Genomic DNA, 20944 nt, shown 5'->3' on the forward strand with positions numbered 1-20944 from the left:
GATAATCAAACTACAAAATCAAGCTTCTATTTTTCGATAGTGCTCAAAAGATGATGAAACAAAATAAAGACGAGCAGCTCGATCATTCACCCTAATAGCTCTCTACTAACCACTGTATTAATTCGCAGACCACACATTTCGAATATCAGGCCAGCCCCAATTGGTTAGCTCGACATCCTTTAGCACCCCGTGAAAACGGAGCGTCTGCCGGTGATGAAACAGTGGCAACAAGTAGCATTCAGAAATGAGTGTCGACGCTATGGGCTCCAGAGCATTGAGGTAATCCTTTAACTCTGTTTGAGCACGTAATACCGTTAACGACTGACTTAACCATTCACTGGCTAACAATCCAATTGAGTTGTGCAGTGTTGGGTTATTGAACAAACAACCAAAGGCGGAGGCATGACGATTATCGTCCAAGTTAATATTGGTAATAACGAGCTCTTCAGTTAACTCTCCCGCAGCGGAGCGCTCAGCCAGATCTCGGTATGAGTAAGTATTTACTACTACGCTAATGCCGAGTTTTTCTAGAAGAGCTTGTATACCGTAGACACAACTTTTCAATGCCGTGTAATCATAAACGGCAATAGATAAAGACTTGGGAAGAGAGGTTTCGACTCGAAATGGGCGTAGAGTCGTGTGCCACATCGGCAGTAAATTTCCTGCTATTTCACAGCCGAACAAGCTTTTTTGCTCACGCATTTCCTTATACACATTCTGCGCAGAGAGGACGCTCGAAAGATATCGCCGTTGCTGTTCATTTAAAAAAGTCTTCGTACTTTGATTAAACAACACAAACATACAGCCATCTTCAATTCGGCTGTGCTTTATTCCTCGCTGTATCTCATTGTCATCATTACGTTCATCCCCAACATGATAAGACACATAATGTTGACACTCTTTGCCATTCATCGACGCTAATTGATTTGTTTCGATCAAGCTTGGCTTGGTCTGGGGTTCATTAAGCAGCCATATTGTCACCTTATCCGTCAAGGCTCGGCAGGCGTAGTAACGTTCAAAAGCTTGTAAACGTAGCTTTTCATGAGAGTGTTCAGCAACCTCAAACGGGCCGCTTCCTACAACGAAATACGATGCTGCAGAGTTGATCTGACTCGTTGGCTGAATAGCGTACCGAACGCCCGAGATCAGGCCTGCAAAACCTCGGTCTGGTTCTGATAACGTAAACACGACTTTCAGTGGCTGTAGGGAATTCACATTCTCTAAGTGCGCTAACTCTGTTTGATATTCTTTAAGGCTAGAAAGCTTTGCAAATAAGCTGACAATGGCATCAGAATCAATAGAAGAACCATCATGAAATGTCAGGCCTGGACGTAGATAAAAAGTCCATTGATAGCGTTCAGAGTCATACTCCCAGTGGTGTGCCAACTGGGGCTCTACGTGACCATCAAAACCACTTGCCACCAAACAACAATAGATCTGACGCAACAAATAACGCTCACTACTGCGCTGCAATTGATGAGGGACTAAACGTTCAAATGGCCGTTTATAGGTTAACTGAATATGCAGTTGCCCTTCACGGATAGAAGCACCTGACGTGCTCTGTAATAAACGGCCAAACTCAACTTTATCGTTATCTAAAATATTGAGTGCTTTTTCATATTTTCCAGCCCGAACTCGCTCAGCGGCCAGTTGTTTTTTAAGTACGTCGAGCTCTAGGTTCAATATCAAGCTCGATCGTTTATTACGACCCGCTTTAGGCTCCCAAGTCAGCCAACCTAAATCTTGCATTTGATTTAATAAATTTCGAGCGTGGCGCAAACTAGTAAATAGCGATTCAGAGATATCGACCAATGCTGTTTTTATCTCCACTCCCACACCAAGCGGTGTTAAACGAGTGTAATAACGTAATAGATTCAAATCAGACACTAGTTAAGCCTTATCAGTTAGGTTGATACTCCTATTTTAGCGAAAATTCGTCATAAAAACGCAGAACACTTACCTGCATGTTGTTCCTCATTTCATCCCAAAATCGCCAAATACAACCAGTTACCCAACTAAACCGGACAAAATAGGAACAATAAATGTAAATTTACTCTGTTTTTCATTTCCTCTTTGAGCCTCAAACTGTTGAGGTCATTAAGAGAAGGAGAAAAGCGATGTGCTCAAAATCTTATCAACAAAATAACGCCCCTTTAGTTACACACTACTTCGAGCGACTAAAGGTAAGTGATAACTGGTTAGAAAAGGCGATGATCATGGCCTTGATTGAACTATGTCACTGGCAGCAGACCGAGCTTCAATAAACCAAGAAATACGGCGCCCACAAATACGCAGTATTGAGCCAGACACGCTCCTCCCCCACCCGTCTACTCAATACTGCTTTCTTTATGAAACTAGATCCTGTTATTACATTGGTTCTGGGCAGTAGATTACCTTTCAAAGAAATACCTCAATTGTTATATCACCCACTAGCAAATACCAACCTAGACTCATATCAATCGAGTGGCTTCAATATTCTCGATGACCTCACAAGATTCACAGGCTTATCAGTTACGACGTTTCTAGAAAGATACTCCCATGTTCTGGCAGCTAGCTCGAGCACCTAGAGATAACGGAAAGCTCTACCGAAAAATCCAAGGAGAAAAGGATGAAGATACACGTCAGTTGGCTACCCATAATATTAATAATATCGTTCAGCGTTAACGCCATTGGTATTGGTGAACATCGTCATATCGCAAGTTTAGTCCCCGATGAAAGACACGACATGCGTGAAGATATGATGCGAGAACACCAAGCCGTTTTAAATATGGTGAGCGATGCTCAAGCGACTCATATTTCAGTCACATCAGGTTCTTGGTTCGCCCCTGAAACATGGGGCGGAAGCATTCCAAGCAGTGGATCCCGAGTGATTATTTCTGCTGGGCATACCGTTGAATTTAATCAAAAAAATAACATTGAACACGATACCATTAGGATCGACGGGGTATTGACCTTCGCGACTCTATCAGACACAGAGGTGATCGTCGACACGATCGTAGTGACTCGTATCGGTCTTCTTGAGATCGGCCATCATGCAGATCCAATTACGCAAGGGAAACAAGCCACTATCATCTTTAAAGATTACGCTGATCTAGGGTTTATTACTGATACTCCCACTAACCCGAGATTTGATCCCTATAAACTAGGCCTTGGGCTTGTCGCGATGGGGGCAGTTAGAACACACGGTGAAGATAAATCACCAGTAGCGGAGTTTCGACAGGCGCTAGCTGGAGATAATGTAATAGCCCTTGAACAAGCCCCTCTTAATTGGAAAACAGGAGACCGTATCGTTGTCGCGGGCATTACGCAGGATAATAATCAGCAAGAAGAACGTACCATCGCGGCGATTGATGGAACGAGCCTAACATTAGACGTCCCTTTGATTTACGACCACCTCTTGCCAAAACACACCAAAGAAAATCTAGTGCTCACCGCTCATGTGATTAACCTGACTCGCAACATCACATTCAAAACCTTTGCTGGTAACGAAGACGTTTTTGTTGAACACACAGATAGCTACAACACCAAAGAATTCACCAAACGTGGCCATATCATGATGATGCACTCTAATGCGATTGACGTTGCATTCACCTCATTTGAAAACATGGGGCGCACCAACAAACGTTGGGGTCAGAACAATACCACCGTTGATGAACTTGGGAACTACACCATTGGGCTTAACCCAATTGCACGCTACCCCTTCCATTTACACCGCGCTGGTGGTGCAGGACAGCCGGCTTATGTATTAGGGAGTGCAGTTGACGGTTCAACCGCTTGGGGCTTTGTAAACCACTCCAGTTATGGCGAATTTGAACATAACGTTGCGTTTAATACGATGGGCGCAGGCTTCGCCTCTGAAGCGGGTGATGAGTTAGGCCGATTTGATGACAACATCGCCATGCTTTCCATTGGCAGTAAAACACCAGGATTGGGCGTAAGAGGCCACGGGCTCGGTAGCAAAGGCAAAGACCTCGGTCATTTTGGTAGTGCCTTCTGGGTTCAATCTCGCATGATTAGAATGGACGGTAATATCGCGTCTGGTTTTGCTCATGTGGGTATCCACCAATGGAAAGAGCTTATCGACAATGCAGGCGATAACTTAATTGATACACGCTCGATTGCGCACCTCACGGATAAATACAATGACCAAGAATACGTGGATGCCTACACCTTAGTAGAAAAAAGTGGGGTCCGTGGATTGTATGAAAACTTAATCGTGTATGGCGGACCAACCGCACTCAAAGATGAACGAGGATCAGGGGACATCGATGGCGTTGTCGCCCACACCATAAGCACTGGCGATACCCGCTGGTATGCTGGGGGCGTCGACTACAGCAATTTTGTCATGATCGGCGACCTAGACAACCCTTCAGGTATTGGCATTAAGAAATTTGGTAATGCAGGTTCAATACGTTTAGACAATATGCACATTGAGGGAATGGAAGTTGGCTATCAACTCACCGAGCGCCAAGGGACATCAACACTCACCAACGCCTATTCAAACAACGTGGTCGACTTTGAATTTCATAAACGTTGGAATTACGCCCATACCTCTATTATTCAAGGTGATATACAGTTTGGTGAACTCACTGACACTGCACTGAACGGCCGAGAGCGAACACATTTTGACCTTCACTTTGGTGGCAAGGTTTTTAACGCAGGCTCAACCTCTTATATGCTGCTTGATATCGACTCATGGCCACAGCCCTATCGTGTGTACATGGAAAAAGAACAGCAGCCTGACTATATCCCCTACCCTTCTGAAACCCACGCTGGCGACGTATCTGATGAGTGGTTAGATAAAGACAACACTTACATCGCCGCTCAATTTGGTAGCCCAATAGGAGGGGGATGGATCCCTGACACTGCCGTCAAATTGGATCTCAGCAATAACATACTTGCTGAACCTTTAACTTGGGAAGAGTACATGGCCCTTCGCAGCATCAACACCGAGCGACTAGAAGAACTGTTCGGAACCAATGTTGCGCTTGGAAAACCAGCCATCGCTTCATCCGTTAATAAGGGGACGTATACACCTGACCGATTAGTTGACGGTGATGCATCTAACTACATGAAAACCAATAAAGAGCTCGAAGAGTGGGTTGAAGTTGATCTCCTTGAAGATGCGTATATCAACGCCATACACCTTAAAAATCGCACCAGTGACAGTAAACGGCTCGAAGGTGGCTACATGATTCTTCTGGATGCTTCACGTAATGAGTTATGGCGTTCAGATGCGCTACCAATACAAGATCACTACCTGTTTGAGGGAGCGCCAAGAGACTTCTCAACTCTGCCTGTTCGTTATGTGCGAATAGAGAGTAATCCTACGACGACTGAATACCTCAACTTATCAGAACTTTACGTCTATGCAGATGCAAAACCCCACCAGCTTATTCCCGTCAATGCTTCCGCTTCCAAAGAGAATCCAAACGGTACAGGAGAAACCAATAACGCTATTGATGGCGATCTAGAGACCCGTTGGTCTGGTGAAGGTCAAGGGGTCACTTATACCCTAGAGCTAGACACAAGTTATGAACTCACCGAGATCCAGTGGTCGCAAAACAAAGGCAACGTGCGTCCTTATTACTTTACTCTCCAAACCAGTATCGACGGTATCAACTTCAGCGATGTCGCTCAGGTCACTACCGCTGTGACAAATGAGATTATGACAAGCTACCCTGTCGATAAGCTGACTGCTCGTTACGTACGCTTCGTCTGTAATGGAAATAGAGAAAACGCCTGGAATAACTTCAACGAAATTCAGCTTTTGGGTCGAAATATTCGCTAATACTGCCTAAACGAATCCCGACTGAAACAGGCGAAGCTTGTCTAGAATAAACGGAACTTGCCTAATAAAAGCGCCTTGCTACAACAAGGCGCCTAACCATCGAAAAGCCAATACACAAACCTCCTCACAGTCGGATCGTCACGACTAAGCTAATCTTGCTACTCACTCGTTAAATTCATCATAAACAAAGGGACAGTAATATGATTGTTACCACAACCCAATCCGTCGAAGGAAAACGAATTGTCGCTTACAAAGGCGTCATTGCTGGCGAAGCCATACTAGGCGCAAACCTATTTAAAGATATGTTTGCAGGCGTACGAGATATGGTGGGTGGACGTTCTGGCACTTACGAAAGAGAGTTAGAAAAAGCGCGCTTGATTGCCTTCCAAGAGCTCGAGATGAAAGCAAAAGAACTCGGCGCAAACGCGGTGGTTGGCGTGGATATTGATTATGAAGTACTAGGTCAAGCTAATGGCATGCTGATGGTTTCAGCGAGCGGTACGGCGGTTGTCGTCGATTAATAGTAACTCCCTGATAATGATCACGTAACGCGGTTTCCTCCCATCAATTTAACGCCCAATCATCTTGGGATGAAACCGCTTTTAATGTCTTTCTCCTGTGCTACAGTGGATAAAAATCAACCAACACAACACTCATTAAAGGGAATTAATAATGACATACCCAATCTCGGGCAGTTGCCAATGTGGGCAGCTCACCTACCAAATTAAACAAGCCCCTAACCTTGTGCTTGCTTGCCACTGTAAAGAGTGCCAGAAGTTATCAACTAGCCCTTTTAGCGTCACCGCTGTATTTCCAACAGGCGCGATAGAATTTAAAGGCGAACTAAAAGAGTGGACTCGCCCTGCTGACAGCGGCAATAAGAACAGCGCTAAGTTCTGTCCGGACTGTGGCAATCGCGTTTACCACTTTAACCCGGCCGATCTTTCAACGCTAAAATTGAAGTTGAAACCAACCGATTTAGAAGACGATTCTCTATTCGAGCCAACAGTTCATGTTTGGGTGAGCGAAAAGCAAAGTTGGTACGACATTCCACAAGGCGTAAAAGTCTTTGATAAGCAGCCATAAATAAACCGTTAATACTATTAGATATGCGAGGAATAAATGGATTTACCCTCTAACTTCAGAATGTTGGCAAGATACAATCAGCGCATGAACACACAATTGCTGAATGTCTGCGAGCAGCTCACTGACGTGCAACTACATCAAGATACCCATGCTTTTTTCCCTTCAGTAATGAATCATTGGAATCATGTGTTATTCGGTGACTTGATCATGCTTCAACGTCTTGTGAGCAATCAAATCGTACAGTTGGATGGAAGACTCCAACAAAGCCTGCCCATTGCCACTCGTATCCATGACACCTTTGCAGAAGATATGAACTCTTTGAAATCCCTTCGAGAAAAGGTTGATCGCATCTACATTGATATGGCCCAAGGTTTTGATTCCGACACGTGTTCCAAAATAGTTCGTTACACGACAACTGAAGGCAATACGATTGAAAAAAATGTCGCTGAATTTTGTCAGCATATTTTCAACCATCAAACACACCACCGAGGTCAACTAACCACCCTATTAAGCCAGTTTGGATTAGATTATGGCTGTACTGACCTACCGATGGTGGTACCCGAAGGTTCAAATGCTTAATTTTGAAAACTTTTACTGAAAACTCCGGTCGTATTGATAAGTCTTAAAACTTAATAATTTAACGGAAGCGTATGAAGCTAATTCACACCTGTGAGAATCACTTTCTTATCATTAATGCCAAGAACATATTGGATGCTCTCGACATTGAAACGTTTGTCAAAAATGAGTTCTCTACAGGAGCAGTAGGAGAGATCTCAGCGTTTGATTGCTGGCCAGAGTTGTGGGTGGTTGATGATAGTGATTACGACGACGCTATCCATGCTATAAAATCCATTAACGCACCTATAAACAGGTCAACTTGGGTCTGCTCAAACTGCTCAGAAACCAATGAACCTTCATTTGAACTGTGCTGGAACTGCCAACATGAGTCTTGATTAACACAAATAGAATCAGCTACGTAGCATACATTTACAGTGTAAAGCTTCTCTAATCGAATACGGAAAAACTATGCCTTCATCTATCAAACCAAAACTTTATTATGTTTATGACCCAATGTGCTCTTGGTGCTGGGGATACAAACCAACATGGCAAAAAATAAAAGATAGCGTTGCTGACAATGTCGAACTTGTCTATGTACTCGGCGGCTTAGCGCCAGATAGCGATGTAGCGATGCCCAAAGAGATGCAGCAACAAATCGCCTCTTATTGGAAAAAAATAGAAGGCTTTTTAGGGACTCAGTTTAATTACGATTTTTGGAATGAAAACACACCAAGGCGTTCTACTTATCCGGCTTGTCGTGCTTTGCTGGCTGCCCGTGAGCAAGGGCAAGAACAAACCATGCTCACAGCGATACAGCATGGCTACTACTTAAATGCACAGAACCCAAGCGATAATGAAGTGTTAATCGAACTCGCTGATAGCATTGGCCTTAATCGTGAACAGTTTCAACAAACGCTCATCGCCGAAGAGACTCAGCAGGCACTGTTAAAAGAAATTGGGTTTGCGCGCTCAATCGGTGGAAACAGCTTTCCGTCTCTATTTCTTGAAAAACAAGGAAGAACTGTAGAGCTGCCGATCGACTATCAAAACGCTGAAGTCACCATTAAACAAATTCTCGGATAAGCCAAATTAAGCTCATTACAATAAAATAGGTCAGCTATAGAGTGGTAGCTGACCTATTGCGAAGTATTAAAAGTGAACAATAATTGTTAACGCAACGAATACATCGCTTTGAAAGTATCGTTTTGAAAGCTCTACTTTTCTGATTGTGTTTTAATCGCTCGCATTAACACAGAAGTATCCATACGATTGTCCCCTGCTTCACTTAACGCTTTGTAGTGCTCATTGGTTTTTTCAGTTAATGGCAGCGACACACCTTGACGTTTCGCTTCATCGAGACAAAAACCTAAGTCTTTGATCATCCAATCAATAGCGAAACCAAAATCAAATTTATCTTGAGCCATTGTCACTGCTCGATTCTCCATCTGCCACGACCCTGCCGCACCATTTTTCAAACAATCAACCAATGTTGGAATATCCAAACCTGCTTTTTCAGCGAGAACAAGACCTTCAGATAGCCCCGTCAATATGCCAGTAATGCAGATCTGATTGACCATTTTAGCGCGCTGACCTTGGCCTACTCGGCCCATAAGAACAGACGATTTACCGTAAGCTTTAAAAATAGGCTGAAGAGAATCAAATAATGGCTGTTCACCACCACACATGATAGTAAGCACACCATTTTCAGCGCCTGCTTGACCACCAGAAACTGGCGCATCCATAAACTGAACATCTACGGCTTTCGCGGCTTGTTCTAGCTCCTCAGAGAGCAGTGCAGAAGTCGTTGTATGGTCAACTAGGATCGCACCCGATTTCATAAATGAGAGCGCACCAGCCTCACTGGTTGTCATACTACGTACATCGTCATCATTCCCCACACAAACAAGTACGACGTCAGCATCGGCAACACATTCCGCGACAGTGCTGGCAGCATTACCTTGAAACTTTTCAGCCCACGCGATTGCCTTTGTATGAGTGCGGTTAAATACAGAAACTTCAAAGCCTGCATTTTTTAGATGCCCTGCCATAGGGAAACCCATCACACCCAGCCCGATAAAACTAACTTTCATTCTTTTCTCCTTTATTCGACAGGAACTGCGTTCTGCGCCAATTGAACCCCTTCAATCAATGCTTCAATCAGTAACGTCAACGCCTTTGGCTGATATTTTCTCTCTTTGTACACCAAATACGCTTGTCGGTCACTACGATGATACTCAGGTAGCACTTGAATTAGGTTCATATTTTGAGATACATGCCGAAAAGGCAACGATGCAACACCGATCCCCTTCTCTGTCGCTTGAACAACTGCGTGTATATCATTCACCGTTAACTTGGGCTTTATCGATATCATTTGTGCAAGCTCCTCATCTTTATAAACGGGCAGTTGCAATAAATGATCAACACTAATCCATTCATGCTCTTCTAAATCCGCAGGCGTTGTAATCACCGAATGGGTTTTTAAATACTCAGGACTTGCAAAAAATCCATGCTTTGCTTTAAACAGTGGACGCGCGATCATGCCTTCCAGCGATGAGATATCAAAGGTCATGAGCAAGTCCCTATCGGTTTCAGGCACCAGCTGCTCTTGGCTTAATACGAGATCGAGCTGTACTTTCGGGTACTCAGTTAAAAAAGCTTCAATGATTTTTGCTACAAACCCTTTGTAAAAGTTGTGAGGAATCGCGAGCTTAATTCTTCCTTGGACCGCTTCCCTCTCCGTCAGCAGCCCCATAAAGGCATCTTGTATCGACTCCATACCGCTGCTGAGTGCCTCAAAAGCAGCTTCCCCAGCTTGTGTAGCCACAAGCTCTCTTCCTTGCTTCTCAAGCAATCTGACGTCCAGACGAGCTTCTAGAGCAGTCAGCCGGCGTGACATCGTAGAGACAGGCAACTGAAGTTTCTTCGAAGCCGACAGTAAAGATCCTTCTTCCACAACGGTACAAAATAGAAAGAGATCATCAACGTTTCCAAATATGGAATTCATGGTTCTATATCTACCTATTTATTTCATATATGGATAGTTATAACCTTTCTATATCGAAGTTCAACCCTTCATTGCCGACTAACTTCACAGGATACAATCATGAATAAAAAACAGATGTGGTTAAATACGATTTTATCTTGCTTAGTCATGGCATCGATAATGTCAGGCTTTATTTCAGGAACAAAAATGGGATTTAGCTCAGACTGGCCGCCCGTATGGCTACAAAGTTTCTTGCTCTCTTTTCCAGTGGCTTTATTGCTCGGCTTTACCGTTTTACCACTTGTAAGAAAGTTTTCTATCTGGGCAACCAAACCCAGAGAAAAAGCCGCACTGGAGTTGAATGAATTCAGCGACTCGCCTTTAAACGCATTCGCTGTAGGCGCTCCGTCAGCCAACTGCACTAAGTATGTACAAAGAATACAAATGCAAAACAGTGCTACTTCAGAAGAATGATCAAGGGATGCTTCTGTTGAAGCAGAAATAAAAAAACCGAGCCAGTGGCTCGGTTTTCGTCATCTACTTGTTATCTACAATCAGATGTAAATTATAGCTCAGCGTTGTGGTAAACCTGCTGAACATCATCACAATCATCTAGCATATCAAGGAACTTCTGGAACTTTTCTGAATCTTCTTCCGCAACCGGCGTATGCGTTTGAGGAACAAAAGTGATCTCCTCAACATCTAGCGTAAGATCTGGGAAAGCAGTATTTAGAGCCGTCTTCGTTTTGAAGAACTCTGTGTGCGGTGCAAATACCGTAACCACGCCATCTTCAACTTCAACGTCAGTAACGTCCACATCATCCATCATTAGCGTTTCTAGAATGATTTCGTCATCATCGCCTTTGAACTGGAATACAGCTTGATGAGAAAAACTGTGCGAAACCGTGCCTTCTACTCCAATTTTCGCGCCTGTTTTCACAAAGCATTGGCGTACGTCTTGGAATGTACGGTTACCGTTATCTGTTAGACAGTCAACAATTACACTTGTGCCGCCAGGGCCAAAACCTTCATAACGAGCAGGTGCGTAATCTTCACCACCACCGCCGTTAGCTTTATCGATCGCTTTGTCGATAACGTGAGCCGGTACTTGATCTTTCTTTGCTTTAGCAATCAGGTGCTTAAGAGGTAGATTCATGTCTGGATCAGAACTGCCGTTCTTCGCACACATGTAAATCTCTTTACCGTATTTAGAATAAACTTTAATTTTTGCGCCTGCTGTTTTCGCCATTGAGGCTTTGCGCACTTCAAAACTTCTTCCCATCGGGGTCTTCTCTCTAATTCAATTTAACGCGAAGGATTTTAGCAAAAAGCTGAACCATTTCAATTCTTAGCTCAGCAAAGACAAAGACGTACTATCCTACATCACGCCCATGACTCGCTTGTACTTTGCAACTGACTGCTCAAACCACTCTCTTTCTTGCTCATCAGCAATCTTATTTTTTTGTTCAATAATTTCGCTCGGAATCGATTTCGCCTCGCGGAGTTTCCAAACTAAGAACGACGCTTGTTTATCAAGCTCAATCTTGTTTTTTTCATCGGCAGGCAGTAGTGAGAGATTAATAGTCATAACGGTTTGTTGTAGTCAGCACATGGGCACGAAATATAGCACAGAGATGAGGTATTTTGGGGGATTTGTCCCGATTCAGATCAATTTATCTTACAAAAATAATAAGGGTGGCATGAAGCCACCCTTGCTGTGTATTGCTAATGTCGTTAGTACAAATTGCCATTAGAACAAAGTTCCGTTAATGCAGAATGCCTAACTCTCTCGCCTCTTCAATGGTTAATCCACTTTCTCGAATCTCTCGTAATGCTTCAATGCGACGACGAGCTTCAGCGGATTTGACTTTTTTAACCGGCTGCTGAGTGTTGATCTCCTCTTCCTCAAGATCCCACTTATTGGCAATGTTAGTCATATCATCATGGTCAATAGAATTGATGGACATATTTCCTCCGAATAAACCATGTTTGGACAGGTAATCTGTAGCAAACCGTATTCAGCTTGTTAAGAATTTTAGAGCCAGAATGTGATAAAGATAATGAATCTAAAATCTAATTAATATTTCACTCATTTAACCTTTGCACCCTTCTCATTGTAGTCGTACTTTTAAGGAATTACCCTTTTCAAAGTCGGTTTGATCCCGATCCCACTTTCTGTTCTCAAGCATCAGCATCAGCCCTTCTAAAAGATGAAATTTCCAACAGATCGACCGCTGAGCCATGCTTATTTTTTCGAGTCACTTCACTTTTTCTCTATCCGCTAACTGTGTCGTTCTGAATTAAATGTTAATGATAATAATTATCATTTCATTAATTTATATTTGGACCTGTTATGGATAAAGTTCTTTTAAATGATGCGTTTCACCCTGACCCAATCATTAGCGTTCGTAAGCTATGCGTTGACTACATTACCGATAACGGTGACTTTAACGCCGTGAAATCGGTGAGCTTTGATATCGGTAAAGGCGAGATATTTGGACTTGCGGGCGAATCTGGCTGCGGTAAAAGTACCATTGCCTTTGCTCTTAACCGTTTACACAAGCCACCGGCGTTCATTTCAGGTGGTGCAATTCACTTTGATGGTCAAGACCTATTAAAATTGTCTGATGACGAAATTAACACCCTTCGCTGGAGTGAGATCGCCATGGTATTCCAAAGTGCTATGAACTCATTAAATCCAGTTCTCACTATCAAAGAACAATTTTGCGACGTACTGCGCCATCATAAAGGCATGAGCGATGAGCAGGCGAAAGACCGCGCTGAAAAGTTATTGGATTTAGTCAACATTCCACGTGAACGTTTAGGCGAATATCCGCATCAATTTAGTGGTGGAATGCGTCAGCGTCTGGTGATTGCCATTGCACTGTCTCTCAATCCCAAACTCATCGTCATGGATGAACCAACAACCGCCCTCGATGTAGTCGTTCAACGAGAAATATTGCAGCAAATCTACCAGCTCCGTGAAGAGTTCGGTTTCTCGATACTGTTTATTACTCATGATTTGGCCCTGATGAGTCAGCTATGCCACCGCATTGCGATTATGCGCCATGGTGAAATCGTTGAAGTGAATACCTCTCAATCTATTCGAAATACTCCTCAGCACCCCTATACGAAGAAGTTGTGGGCATCATTCCCTAACATCCATGAAAGCCCTAAAAGCCGTCAAATTAACGCGCATACACCCTCTGAGACTCATTTACAAGGAACATCACTATGAACCCGCCCATCTTACAAGTTAAGAATGTTATCAAGGACTTCACTGTTGGTGGAGGGTTTGGTAAACAAGAGATCTTTCGCGCTCTACAAGGAATTAGTTTTGATATACATGCAGGGCGCACTTTGGCGCTTGTCGGTGAGTCTGGTTGCGGTAAGAGTACTTGTGCCCGATTAATGACAAAAGTGTATCCGGCAACGGAAGGGGAGATTCTATTTAATGGCAGAAATATCAACGAAATAACGTCTAGAAAAGAGATCTTAGAATATAGAGGTAAAGTTCAAATGGTGTTTCAAGACCCGTTTGGATCCTTAAACCCAACTCATACCATTGAGCACCATTTAACTCGTCCATTAAAGATCCACAAACAGATCAAACATGCCAATGAGCTTCCAGATCGACTTCAAGAATTGCTGTCGATGGTGGAACTCGATCCTGATACGTTGAAAAAGTTTCCACACGAATTAAGTGGTGGTCAAAGACAAAGGGTCAATTTGGCTAGGGCTTTAGCGGTTGGAGCGCAAGTCATATTAGCGGATGAGCCAACTTCAATGCTGGATGTTTCAATCCGCCTTGGCGTGCTCAACCTTATGCAGAGAATGAAAAAAGAACTGGGTATTGGGTTTCTTTATATTACCCACGATCTCGCAACGGCCCACTACATCGCGGAAGAGACAGCGGTGATGTACAAAGGACAAATTGTTGAGTGGGGTGACACCCAATCTATCCTAAGTAACCCTCAACATCCATACACAAAGCTTTTGATCTCAGCAGTCCCCGATCCTGACTTACCGTTTGGCAAACTGGTTCAAAGTGAACCAAACTACTCTATAGACGCTGATAATGTTCGCCAACGTTGTAATTTACTACAAACGGACACTCAACAAATTGGACATAATCACTTCGTAAAACAATGGGATAACGCAGCATGAACGAACTAGATAGTTGGGTTAAGCAAATGGAGTCCTGGTATGGACTCCGAAAGCATGATCAAGTGGAACTTCTTGAACCATTAGTGATTGCAGCGCCAACTCAAGTATGGGGCCCAACTATCACCACACTACAAAGTAAAGCAATTGCCTGCTGGTTAGATGCATGTTTACGAGTATTTGAAAACAATCGTTACGAAGCATCTGAAAAAGCCTTTCAGTATCTTCAGCTCGCATACAGTAAGCTTCAACAAGTTGTTTGCAACCCCACGGCTGAATACGAGCTAAAAGATTGGTCAATGAAGCGAATACAGCATTTGGTGGTACTACTGCTTGAATTTTGTAATCAGCAGAGCTTGACAAGTAAACAAGAGTTAAGCGATTGGAAACTTCAGTCACATCAAATAATTGAAGCACATGTACACTTCATGGCCGCGAATGATCATGATGCAAATGTACAGAACGATGATCAAGGTACAAGTCGATCGAGTGTCTTTCATTGATCGCAAGTAACGACAATCGTGAATAAGAATGGAGGCCTAAACTTCGATCACTGAAAGCATGATCATCAACATCCTTGATCATGCTTTCGAGTATAAAGAAGATCCACTGAATTTTAGACAAAAAAAATGCGAGTCCATAAGAACTCGCAAAACAATTCAGAATGAATGTAACAATATGAGCCAATCTATTAATTTAATTAGAAGGGACAAAAGGTTGTCTATTCGAGATTAATACTAGCCTCGGTTTTGCTCTCTAATGTCAGTACTACGTCAGCTCAATGTCTTAAAACTGTTTAAATTACATCCAAATTTAACTAATTATGTCTAATGCTTAACAAACGTAACAAAGTGATAATCATGCTAGCTGATTACACTTAACGTCCGATAGCGAGCAATTTAAACTGCGACTTCATCCAGTGCCCTAAAGACAGCTTCATCTAAATGACCGTCAAAGACCTGTTTGCACACTTTTCTTCTCACCGCTAGACCTGAGATAAGGCGCTCAATAGACAAGTGTTTGTTTTCTCGTTGCTGGTTATATAACTCAACCAACTTACTCAACGTTTCATACGGAAGTGGTGTTTCACCAACACGAAGCCAGTCAAGCTTGTCTAGAAGCTCTGTACACTCTTCTTTGATTGAAGAGTGTGAATGCCCTGTCATAGCAGCTAAAGCGGTTATACCGCGCTCTAGGGCTTCCTCAGAGGTATATTTAGAAAGCGTTATCGTTATTTCATCCGCATTAATCTCAACTAGGTGCTTTCTTAGCTTAACACGACGACCTAATCGACCACGTGGCGATGGCGCTTTACGCTGGATCGGTTCAAACTCACCATCGATGATTTCAGAAAGTTCGGCCAGTTTCTGTTTAGACACCATCTCGTGTCTTAATGGGTTTGGCAATGTTGGAGCCATATTGCGTTTGCCGGCATTGGTCGTACGAGCACGCGAGTAGCGTAAAACTTCTTCAGCATCACATTTAATATCGACTTGGTAATCAGTGATCTTTCCCTTCTCGATCATTGATGTGATCGTTAAGTGATACCCCCAAAGGTTAACCACGAATAGATCCTCATCGCCCTTACCTTCTGATAATTTTTTTAACTCTCGGATCAGATCCATTGAGAATCGACGCCATTCGATATTACGAGCAAGCTTTTGATTTAATTCCGTAAGTAGCATTGAGTCTGTGTGACGACGTGACATACGAGTACGGAAATATGAGTACAATTGGAAAACAAGAGTATGTTGTTTCAAGATCTCTGGTGGAAACAAGAAGAAGTAATCTCGTGTCATTAGCTCTTCATAAAATGAAGGCTCCCAAACCAAAATATACAAATTCGGCTTGATACGAATTTCGCCGTCAGCGTTCTCTGTAGGGGCTTCTTCAGATGCAGTGATAGTACGGGCAAGAAATCGGAAACGGTCGCTCTTAAAGCCTTCTGGCATGTTCTCACTGAGCCATCTACCAGTCAGTTCATGTAGTTGGAAGTCGGTAAATTCAATACGGTCGATGCTATCGCGTATTGAGTCCCGTGCCGGGCCACTGTCTTTTTTGCCTCGTAACGATAAAATATCAGTGATGTAGAGCGGCGTTTTGTTCGGTGCTTGCTCGGCTTCAAGTTGATAGTCTTCGCGATGATGATCATGATACTGAACAGTTAGGGTAAACAACGCAAAAAGAGTCATCAGATCATCAACGGTCATAATATTTTTAGATGATCGTGTTTCGATGACAGCGCGAGTACCAGAGATCGAAACCATTGATTTTTGATAATTTTTACGAGTTCTTGGTGGCGCGAGCGCTTGATCAATGATCCCAGCCCAGTTTGTTGGTGAAACAATAAACTGATCCGCTTCATCTTTCATGGTTGGTGGAATGTTCAAACCATGTTCATTCAATAATCGTTTATTTACTTGCGTTTGAGCGAGTGCTTTAGAACGTTTCTGTTTTTCATTTTGTTTAACAGATTCAGTAACCAAACTGGTTGAACCTAGTACTGAAATCAATAAGTTTGGATTTACAAATTGGTGCAACATCGTTTTACCAGCAAGCCCCTCTTCAAAGCGAACGGGGATCTGCTTAAAAAGCCCAATACTAACTGCTGCTCTCAATCGTTGCTGTATCGCCGCGCGAGTTATTTGGCCATCTGTTGCTTCAATTAATTCAGTCGTTGATACGTAACCATCCTTGCTACGAAAACCTTGCAATGAAATAAGATTCAGAAGCTCTACAATACTTTTAGTCACACCTTTAAAATGTTGATACTGCTCAACCCAGCTGACTGCTGCTTCTGAAACCTCAAAAAGGTGCCCACCCTTGTGGCTTCGAGGAGCCTTAATCAATAGTTTTTCTTCTGAACTCATTATTAGATCCGGATCACACTGACCGTAATATTGCTATAGTTCCAAAAGAATAAAGAAAAAAAGATCATAAATAAAGAAAAATTTATTGCTTTTAAATAACTGATCTATTTGATTAATATGATCTATATTGATTATATGATCTAATGATCCGGGCAACAAATTGCTTGTAACTCACTGTATTAAAACGAAATAAAAAAAACGTGGCTGAAAGCATGATCATAAGAATCCCGAAACGATGATCATACTGAGCATGAAAGCATGATCAATCAATTACCAAAGCATGATCAATAACAACAGGGATAGATGATCAAAGCAATAGTGAAAGCATGATCATCATCTTTATACAGCTTATCCACAAGCACTGGATAGCATTCGCACAAATGTCATCCTGAACAATTCAAAGCAAGGTCAAAATATAATTCCCCTCTACGGAAACATGATCAAGAAAGTGTAGAAAGCATCTTAATATGTTTGGTTTTTATACAACCGTGCGTTGAACTGCATGATTAGCTCTAACTATGAGTGATTGTTGGTATAAGTTCTTATCTTTGAAAGCATGATCATGAGTATTCCTGATTGAACGCCTGCTTGACAGTAAAGATACGCTTAGCATGGATTAATGACCATATATGGCGTTAGGCACTACTCCATCTACATTCTTCCGTAAAGTAAGAGCAAATTTACATGCTTCCGATGGTAAATATCACTTGATCATCGTTCCGTTGATTGATCTTAATATACGATCGTATTCAATAGTGAATGACTGAATGGTTTACCCTTGATCATCATTCCGAAAACTCAGTTTATCACCGGAAGAATGATCACCATGATGGTCTTGATCATTCTTCCGCTATTGGCCAAATGTTCGTCAGCCACTGTCGACCATAGCGAACTCCATTTCAGTTCCAAGTATTTTCTGTACAACTATCGATATTTTCGATAGAGAGACAAATCCAAATGACACTGACCGTAATTCAAGCAATGTTTATAATCGTTCCGAGATAAATGGCCAATATTTCGTGTGTTAAATCATAATATTGCTGATAAGTAACAAAATATTAATTTTACATTGTAAATAGGTGACGCGGTAACACTTCTATTCTGGAGTTATTTATTGACGTAGCTACCCTAGAAATTTGTGCATATTTCAATCAAAAACTTCAATTATCAATAATAACATCAATAATAGTCTTGTTGATGTGATTGTCATATTTAAGTGAATGTTCACCTTTTACTTGAGTATAATAAACATTGCTGTACACTCGTTAATTAGATAATTGATAACGGAATTTAGCAATGAAAAGAGAACAAACGATAGAAAATCTCTACCAGCTCGCTGAACAAACACAGCAAGTACAAGCTGACCGTATTGAGATAGTGTTAGAAGAAAGAAGTGATGAGCATTTTCCTGCTATGTCAAAAGCTCTGATGGAAACGCGCTCTGGATTAACAAGACGAAAACTTGATGAAGCGATAAACAAACTAGAATCAGCAGGGCATCAGTTTACAAAAAATAACGCTAACCATTATTCAATTTCGTTGCAAGAAGCACACATGTTAATGGATGCAGCTGGCGTTGCTAAATTTCATCAACGTAAAAAAAATGGCGATAACAAGCCATGGATTATTAACGTACAGAACCAAAAAGGTGGTACCGGTAAATCAATGACAGCGGTGCACTTGGCTGCTTGTTTAGCATTGAACCTAGATAAGCGTTACCGTATCTGTTTAATCGATTTAGACCCACAAGGGTCACTGCGTCTATTTTTGAATCCTCAAATCAGTATTGCGGAGCATGAGAATATTTATTCAGCTGTCGATATTATGCTGGATAACGTGCCTGATGATGTTGAAGTAGACAGAGACTTTTTACATAAAAACGTCATGATGCCGACTCAATATCCGAACCTAAAAACAGTCTCGGCATTCCCTGAAGATGCAATGTTCAATGCGGAAGCGTGGCAACACCTTTCCAAGAACCAATCTCTCGATATCGTCAAACTGTTAAAAGAGAAACTGATTGATAAAATTTCTGATGATTTTGATGTCATTATGATTGATACCGGCCCACACGTTGATCCACTTGTATGGAATGCAATGTACGCTTCAAACGCGCTATTGATTCCATGTGCGGCAAAGCGTTTAGATTGGGCATCAACAGTGAATTTCTTCCAACATTTACCAACCGTGTACGAAATGTTCCCTGACGATTGGAAAGGCTTAGAGTTTGTTCGTCTAATGCCAACGATGTTTGAAGACGACAACAAAAAACAAGTCTCGGTATTAACCGAAATGAACTATTTACTTGGTGATCAGGTAACAATGGCTACCATTCCTAGAAGCCGTGCATTTGAAACTTGTGCCGATACGTACAGCACGGTATTTGATCTCACCGTTGGTGATTTTGAAGGTGGTAAGAAAACATTAGCAACAGCCCAGGATGCAGTTCAAAAGGGTGCGTTAGAATTAGAACGTGTTCTACACAGTAACTGGTCTTCACTAAATCAGGGGTAATAAAAAATGGCAATTAAAACGTCTGACTTGAATGCAAAACTATTTGGCAAGGCCAATAAACGCAGAGCTACGACGCCTCAAGAAGCGCAAACTGCAGCGAAAGAGCAGGCTCAAATCATTGAGCTGGCCGTTGCCGGTGAAGATCTAGTATCGTTTGAATTGGTACGTATTCCTGCAAATGAAGTTGAAAGTCGCACAACGGTGTTTGCAGACAATGCTCGTGAACAATCTTTTCTTAACGAACATGCACTTTCTGATGTCTTAACAACGCTAAAAGAGCGCGGTCAGCAGTATCCAGCAGTAGGGCGAAAAGGTAAAAACGGTAAGATTGAAGTCTTAGACGGTAGCCGTCGTCGTATGTCTTGTATCTTAGCGGACAAAGAGTTTTTAATTTATGTTGCTGAAGACATTAACTCGCAGCACGCTAAGTTCCTGTCTGATGTCGCGAACGCACATAAACCCCTCTCGCTTTACGAAAAGGGTAAAGAGATGCAGGCGAAGCTTGATAGCGGTGAAGCAGAAGATCAAAAAGCGCTTGCTCGCATGTTTCAATGCAGTGAAGCTCTAGTAAGTGGTGCATTAAAAGCGGCATCATTGCCACTGGCATTACTTCAAGCATACCCAAATGTTGGGGACTTAGGTCGCCCAACTATTGTAAAGCTTCATAAGCAATACCATGAGTTATCTGATGAGCACCAGTCGAACTTGTTAGACAAATGCCAATCAAGTGATGGTTATGTTTGGCAGCGTAGTAAAGTTCAAGGGGTGGCAAGGCTTACCAAAGAAGTATCTGAAACCATTGAAAATTGGATAATCGAACTTTCTCCACCAAAGAAAGTGGCCAGTAACAAAATTGATTTGATCAAAGGCCGAGCGACGTACAGTCGTAAAGGTGCCAATTTAGCCTTGAATCTTAAAAAGGTTGATGACGAAACCATGAAAGATATTCTCTCGTTTATTGAGAATAAACTGGGTTAA

General features: G+C 42.4%; 19 protein-coding genes and 1 pseudogene. 13 read left to right on the forward strand and 7 right to left on the reverse strand.

Annotated elements, in window-relative coordinates:
- Positions 1–117: 117 nt before the first annotated feature.
- Entirely contained in the window at positions 118–1887 is a 1770-nt protein-coding gene (locus L4C54_RS16540; RefSeq protein ID WP_428809032.1) for an SgrR family transcriptional regulator, read from the reverse strand.
- Between the two features lie 230 nt (positions 1888–2117).
- On the opposite strand from L4C54_RS16540, the gene L4C54_RS16545 reads away from it, so the two are divergent.
- The 7 genes from L4C54_RS16545 (at position 2118) to L4C54_RS16575 (ending at position 8518) form a co-directional block, all read left to right on the forward strand.
- A complete protein-coding gene (locus tag L4C54_RS16545) occupies positions 2118–2264 on the forward strand; it encodes a hypothetical protein (protein WP_428803116.1) in 147 nt (48 codons plus the stop codon).
- Positions 2265–2608: 344 nt separating this feature from the next.
- On the forward strand, positions 2609–5791 hold the full coding sequence (locus tag L4C54_RS16550) for a discoidin domain-containing protein (protein WP_428809033.1): 3183 nt from the start codon (positions 2609–2611) through the stop codon (positions 5789–5791).
- A 200-nt stretch (positions 5792–5991) separates the two neighbouring features.
- Complete coding sequence (locus L4C54_RS16555) at positions 5992–6312, forward strand: heavy metal-binding domain-containing protein (RefSeq protein WP_428809034.1); 321 nt, start codon at positions 5992–5994, stop codon at positions 6310–6312.
- 151 nt (positions 6313–6463) lie between these two features.
- On the forward strand, positions 6464–6877 hold the full coding sequence (locus tag L4C54_RS16560; RefSeq protein ID WP_428809035.1) for a GFA family protein: 414 nt from the start codon (positions 6464–6466) through the stop codon (positions 6875–6877).
- Between the two features lie 36 nt (positions 6878–6913).
- Entirely contained in the window at positions 6914–7456 is a 543-nt protein-coding gene (locus L4C54_RS16565) for a DinB family protein (protein WP_428809036.1), read from the forward strand.
- A 71-nt stretch (positions 7457–7527) separates the two neighbouring features.
- Positions 7528–7830 carry a putative signal transducing protein gene (locus tag L4C54_RS16570; protein WP_428809037.1) on the forward strand — a complete coding sequence of 101 codons (303 nt, stop codon included), beginning with the start codon at positions 7528–7530 and terminating at the stop codon, positions 7828–7830.
- A gap of 73 nt (positions 7831–7903) precedes the next feature.
- The gene (locus L4C54_RS16575; RefSeq protein WP_428809038.1) at positions 7904–8518 is read left to right on the forward strand and encodes a DsbA family protein; all 615 of its coding nucleotides are present in this window, start codon (positions 7904–7906) and stop codon (positions 8516–8518) included.
- Between the two features lie 131 nt (positions 8519–8649).
- On the opposite strand, the gene L4C54_RS16580 is transcribed toward L4C54_RS16575, so the two are convergent.
- Together L4C54_RS16580 and L4C54_RS16585 are read right to left on the reverse strand one after the other, a co-directional pair.
- Positions 8650–9525 (reverse strand): NAD(P)-dependent oxidoreductase, encoded by an 876-nt coding sequence (locus tag L4C54_RS16580; protein WP_428809039.1) that lies wholly within the window; start codon positions 9523–9525, stop codon positions 8650–8652.
- An 11-nt stretch (positions 9526–9536) separates the two neighbouring features.
- Positions 9537–10439 carry a LysR family transcriptional regulator gene (locus L4C54_RS16585; protein ID WP_428809040.1) on the reverse strand — a complete coding sequence of 301 codons (903 nt, stop codon included), beginning with the start codon at positions 10437–10439 and terminating at the stop codon, positions 9537–9539.
- Positions 10440–10538: 99 nt separating this feature from the next.
- Here L4C54_RS16585 and L4C54_RS16590 point away from each other — a divergent pair.
- Positions 10539–10784 (forward strand): annotated as a pseudogene (locus tag L4C54_RS16590) (DUF2798 domain-containing protein); the annotation flags it as partial.
- Positions 10785–10983: 199 nt separating this feature from the next.
- Here L4C54_RS16590 and L4C54_RS16595 read toward each other — a convergent pair.
- The 3 genes from L4C54_RS16595 to L4C54_RS16605 form a co-directional block, all read right to left on the reverse strand.
- Positions 10984–11700 carry a YebC/PmpR family DNA-binding transcriptional regulator gene (locus L4C54_RS16595; RefSeq protein WP_428803126.1) on the reverse strand — a complete coding sequence of 239 codons (717 nt, stop codon included), beginning with the start codon at positions 11698–11700 and terminating at the stop codon, positions 10984–10986.
- A 96-nt stretch (positions 11701–11796) separates the two neighbouring features.
- On the reverse strand, positions 11797–12006 hold the full coding sequence (locus tag L4C54_RS16600) for a DUF3283 family protein (RefSeq protein WP_428803127.1): 210 nt from the start codon (positions 12004–12006) through the stop codon (positions 11797–11799).
- Between the two features lie 178 nt (positions 12007–12184).
- A complete protein-coding gene (locus L4C54_RS16605) occupies positions 12185–12385 on the reverse strand; it encodes a PA3496 family putative envelope integrity protein (protein WP_102402987.1) in 201 nt (66 codons plus the stop codon).
- 386 nt (positions 12386–12771) lie between these two features.
- On the opposite strand from L4C54_RS16605, the gene L4C54_RS16610 reads away from it, so the two are divergent.
- The 3 genes from L4C54_RS16610 to L4C54_RS16620 are packed head-to-tail and all read left to right on the forward strand — an operon-like array spanning position 12772 to position 15085.
- The gene (locus tag L4C54_RS16610; RefSeq protein WP_428809041.1) at positions 12772–13656 is read left to right on the forward strand and encodes an ABC transporter ATP-binding protein; all 885 of its coding nucleotides are present in this window, start codon (positions 12772–12774) and stop codon (positions 13654–13656) included.
- A complete protein-coding gene (locus L4C54_RS16615; RefSeq protein ID WP_428809042.1) occupies positions 13653–14585 on the forward strand; it encodes an ABC transporter ATP-binding protein in 933 nt (310 codons plus the stop codon). The genes L4C54_RS16610 and L4C54_RS16615 overlap by 4 nt, the downstream gene beginning before the upstream one ends.
- Positions 14582–15085, forward strand: a complete 504-nt coding sequence (locus tag L4C54_RS16620; protein ID WP_428809043.1) for a transcriptional regulator — start codon at positions 14582–14584, stop codon at positions 15083–15085. The genes L4C54_RS16615 and L4C54_RS16620 overlap by 4 nt, the downstream gene beginning before the upstream one ends.
- Before the next feature lie 396 nt (positions 15086–15481).
- On the opposite strand, the gene L4C54_RS16625 is transcribed toward L4C54_RS16620, so the two are convergent.
- On the reverse strand, positions 15482–17452 hold the full coding sequence (locus L4C54_RS16625; protein WP_428803131.1) for a replication initiator protein RctB domain-containing protein: 1971 nt from the start codon (positions 17450–17452) through the stop codon (positions 15482–15484).
- Between the two features lie 1296 nt (positions 17453–18748).
- On the opposite strand from L4C54_RS16625, the gene L4C54_RS16630 reads away from it, so the two are divergent.
- Positions 18749–19966 carry a ParA family protein gene (locus tag L4C54_RS16630; protein WP_428803132.1) on the forward strand — a complete coding sequence of 406 codons (1218 nt, stop codon included), beginning with the start codon at positions 18749–18751 and terminating at the stop codon, positions 19964–19966.
- A 6-nt stretch (positions 19967–19972) separates the two neighbouring features.
- Positions 19973–20944 carry a ParB/RepB/Spo0J family partition protein gene (locus L4C54_RS16635; protein ID WP_428809044.1) on the forward strand — a complete coding sequence of 324 codons (972 nt, stop codon included), beginning with the start codon at positions 19973–19975 and terminating at the stop codon, positions 20942–20944.

The organism is Vibrio lamellibrachiae (assembly GCF_050337265.1).
In the GTDB taxonomy this organism is placed as follows: Bacteria; Pseudomonadota; Gammaproteobacteria; order Enterobacterales; family Vibrionaceae; genus Vibrio; species Vibrio kyushuensis.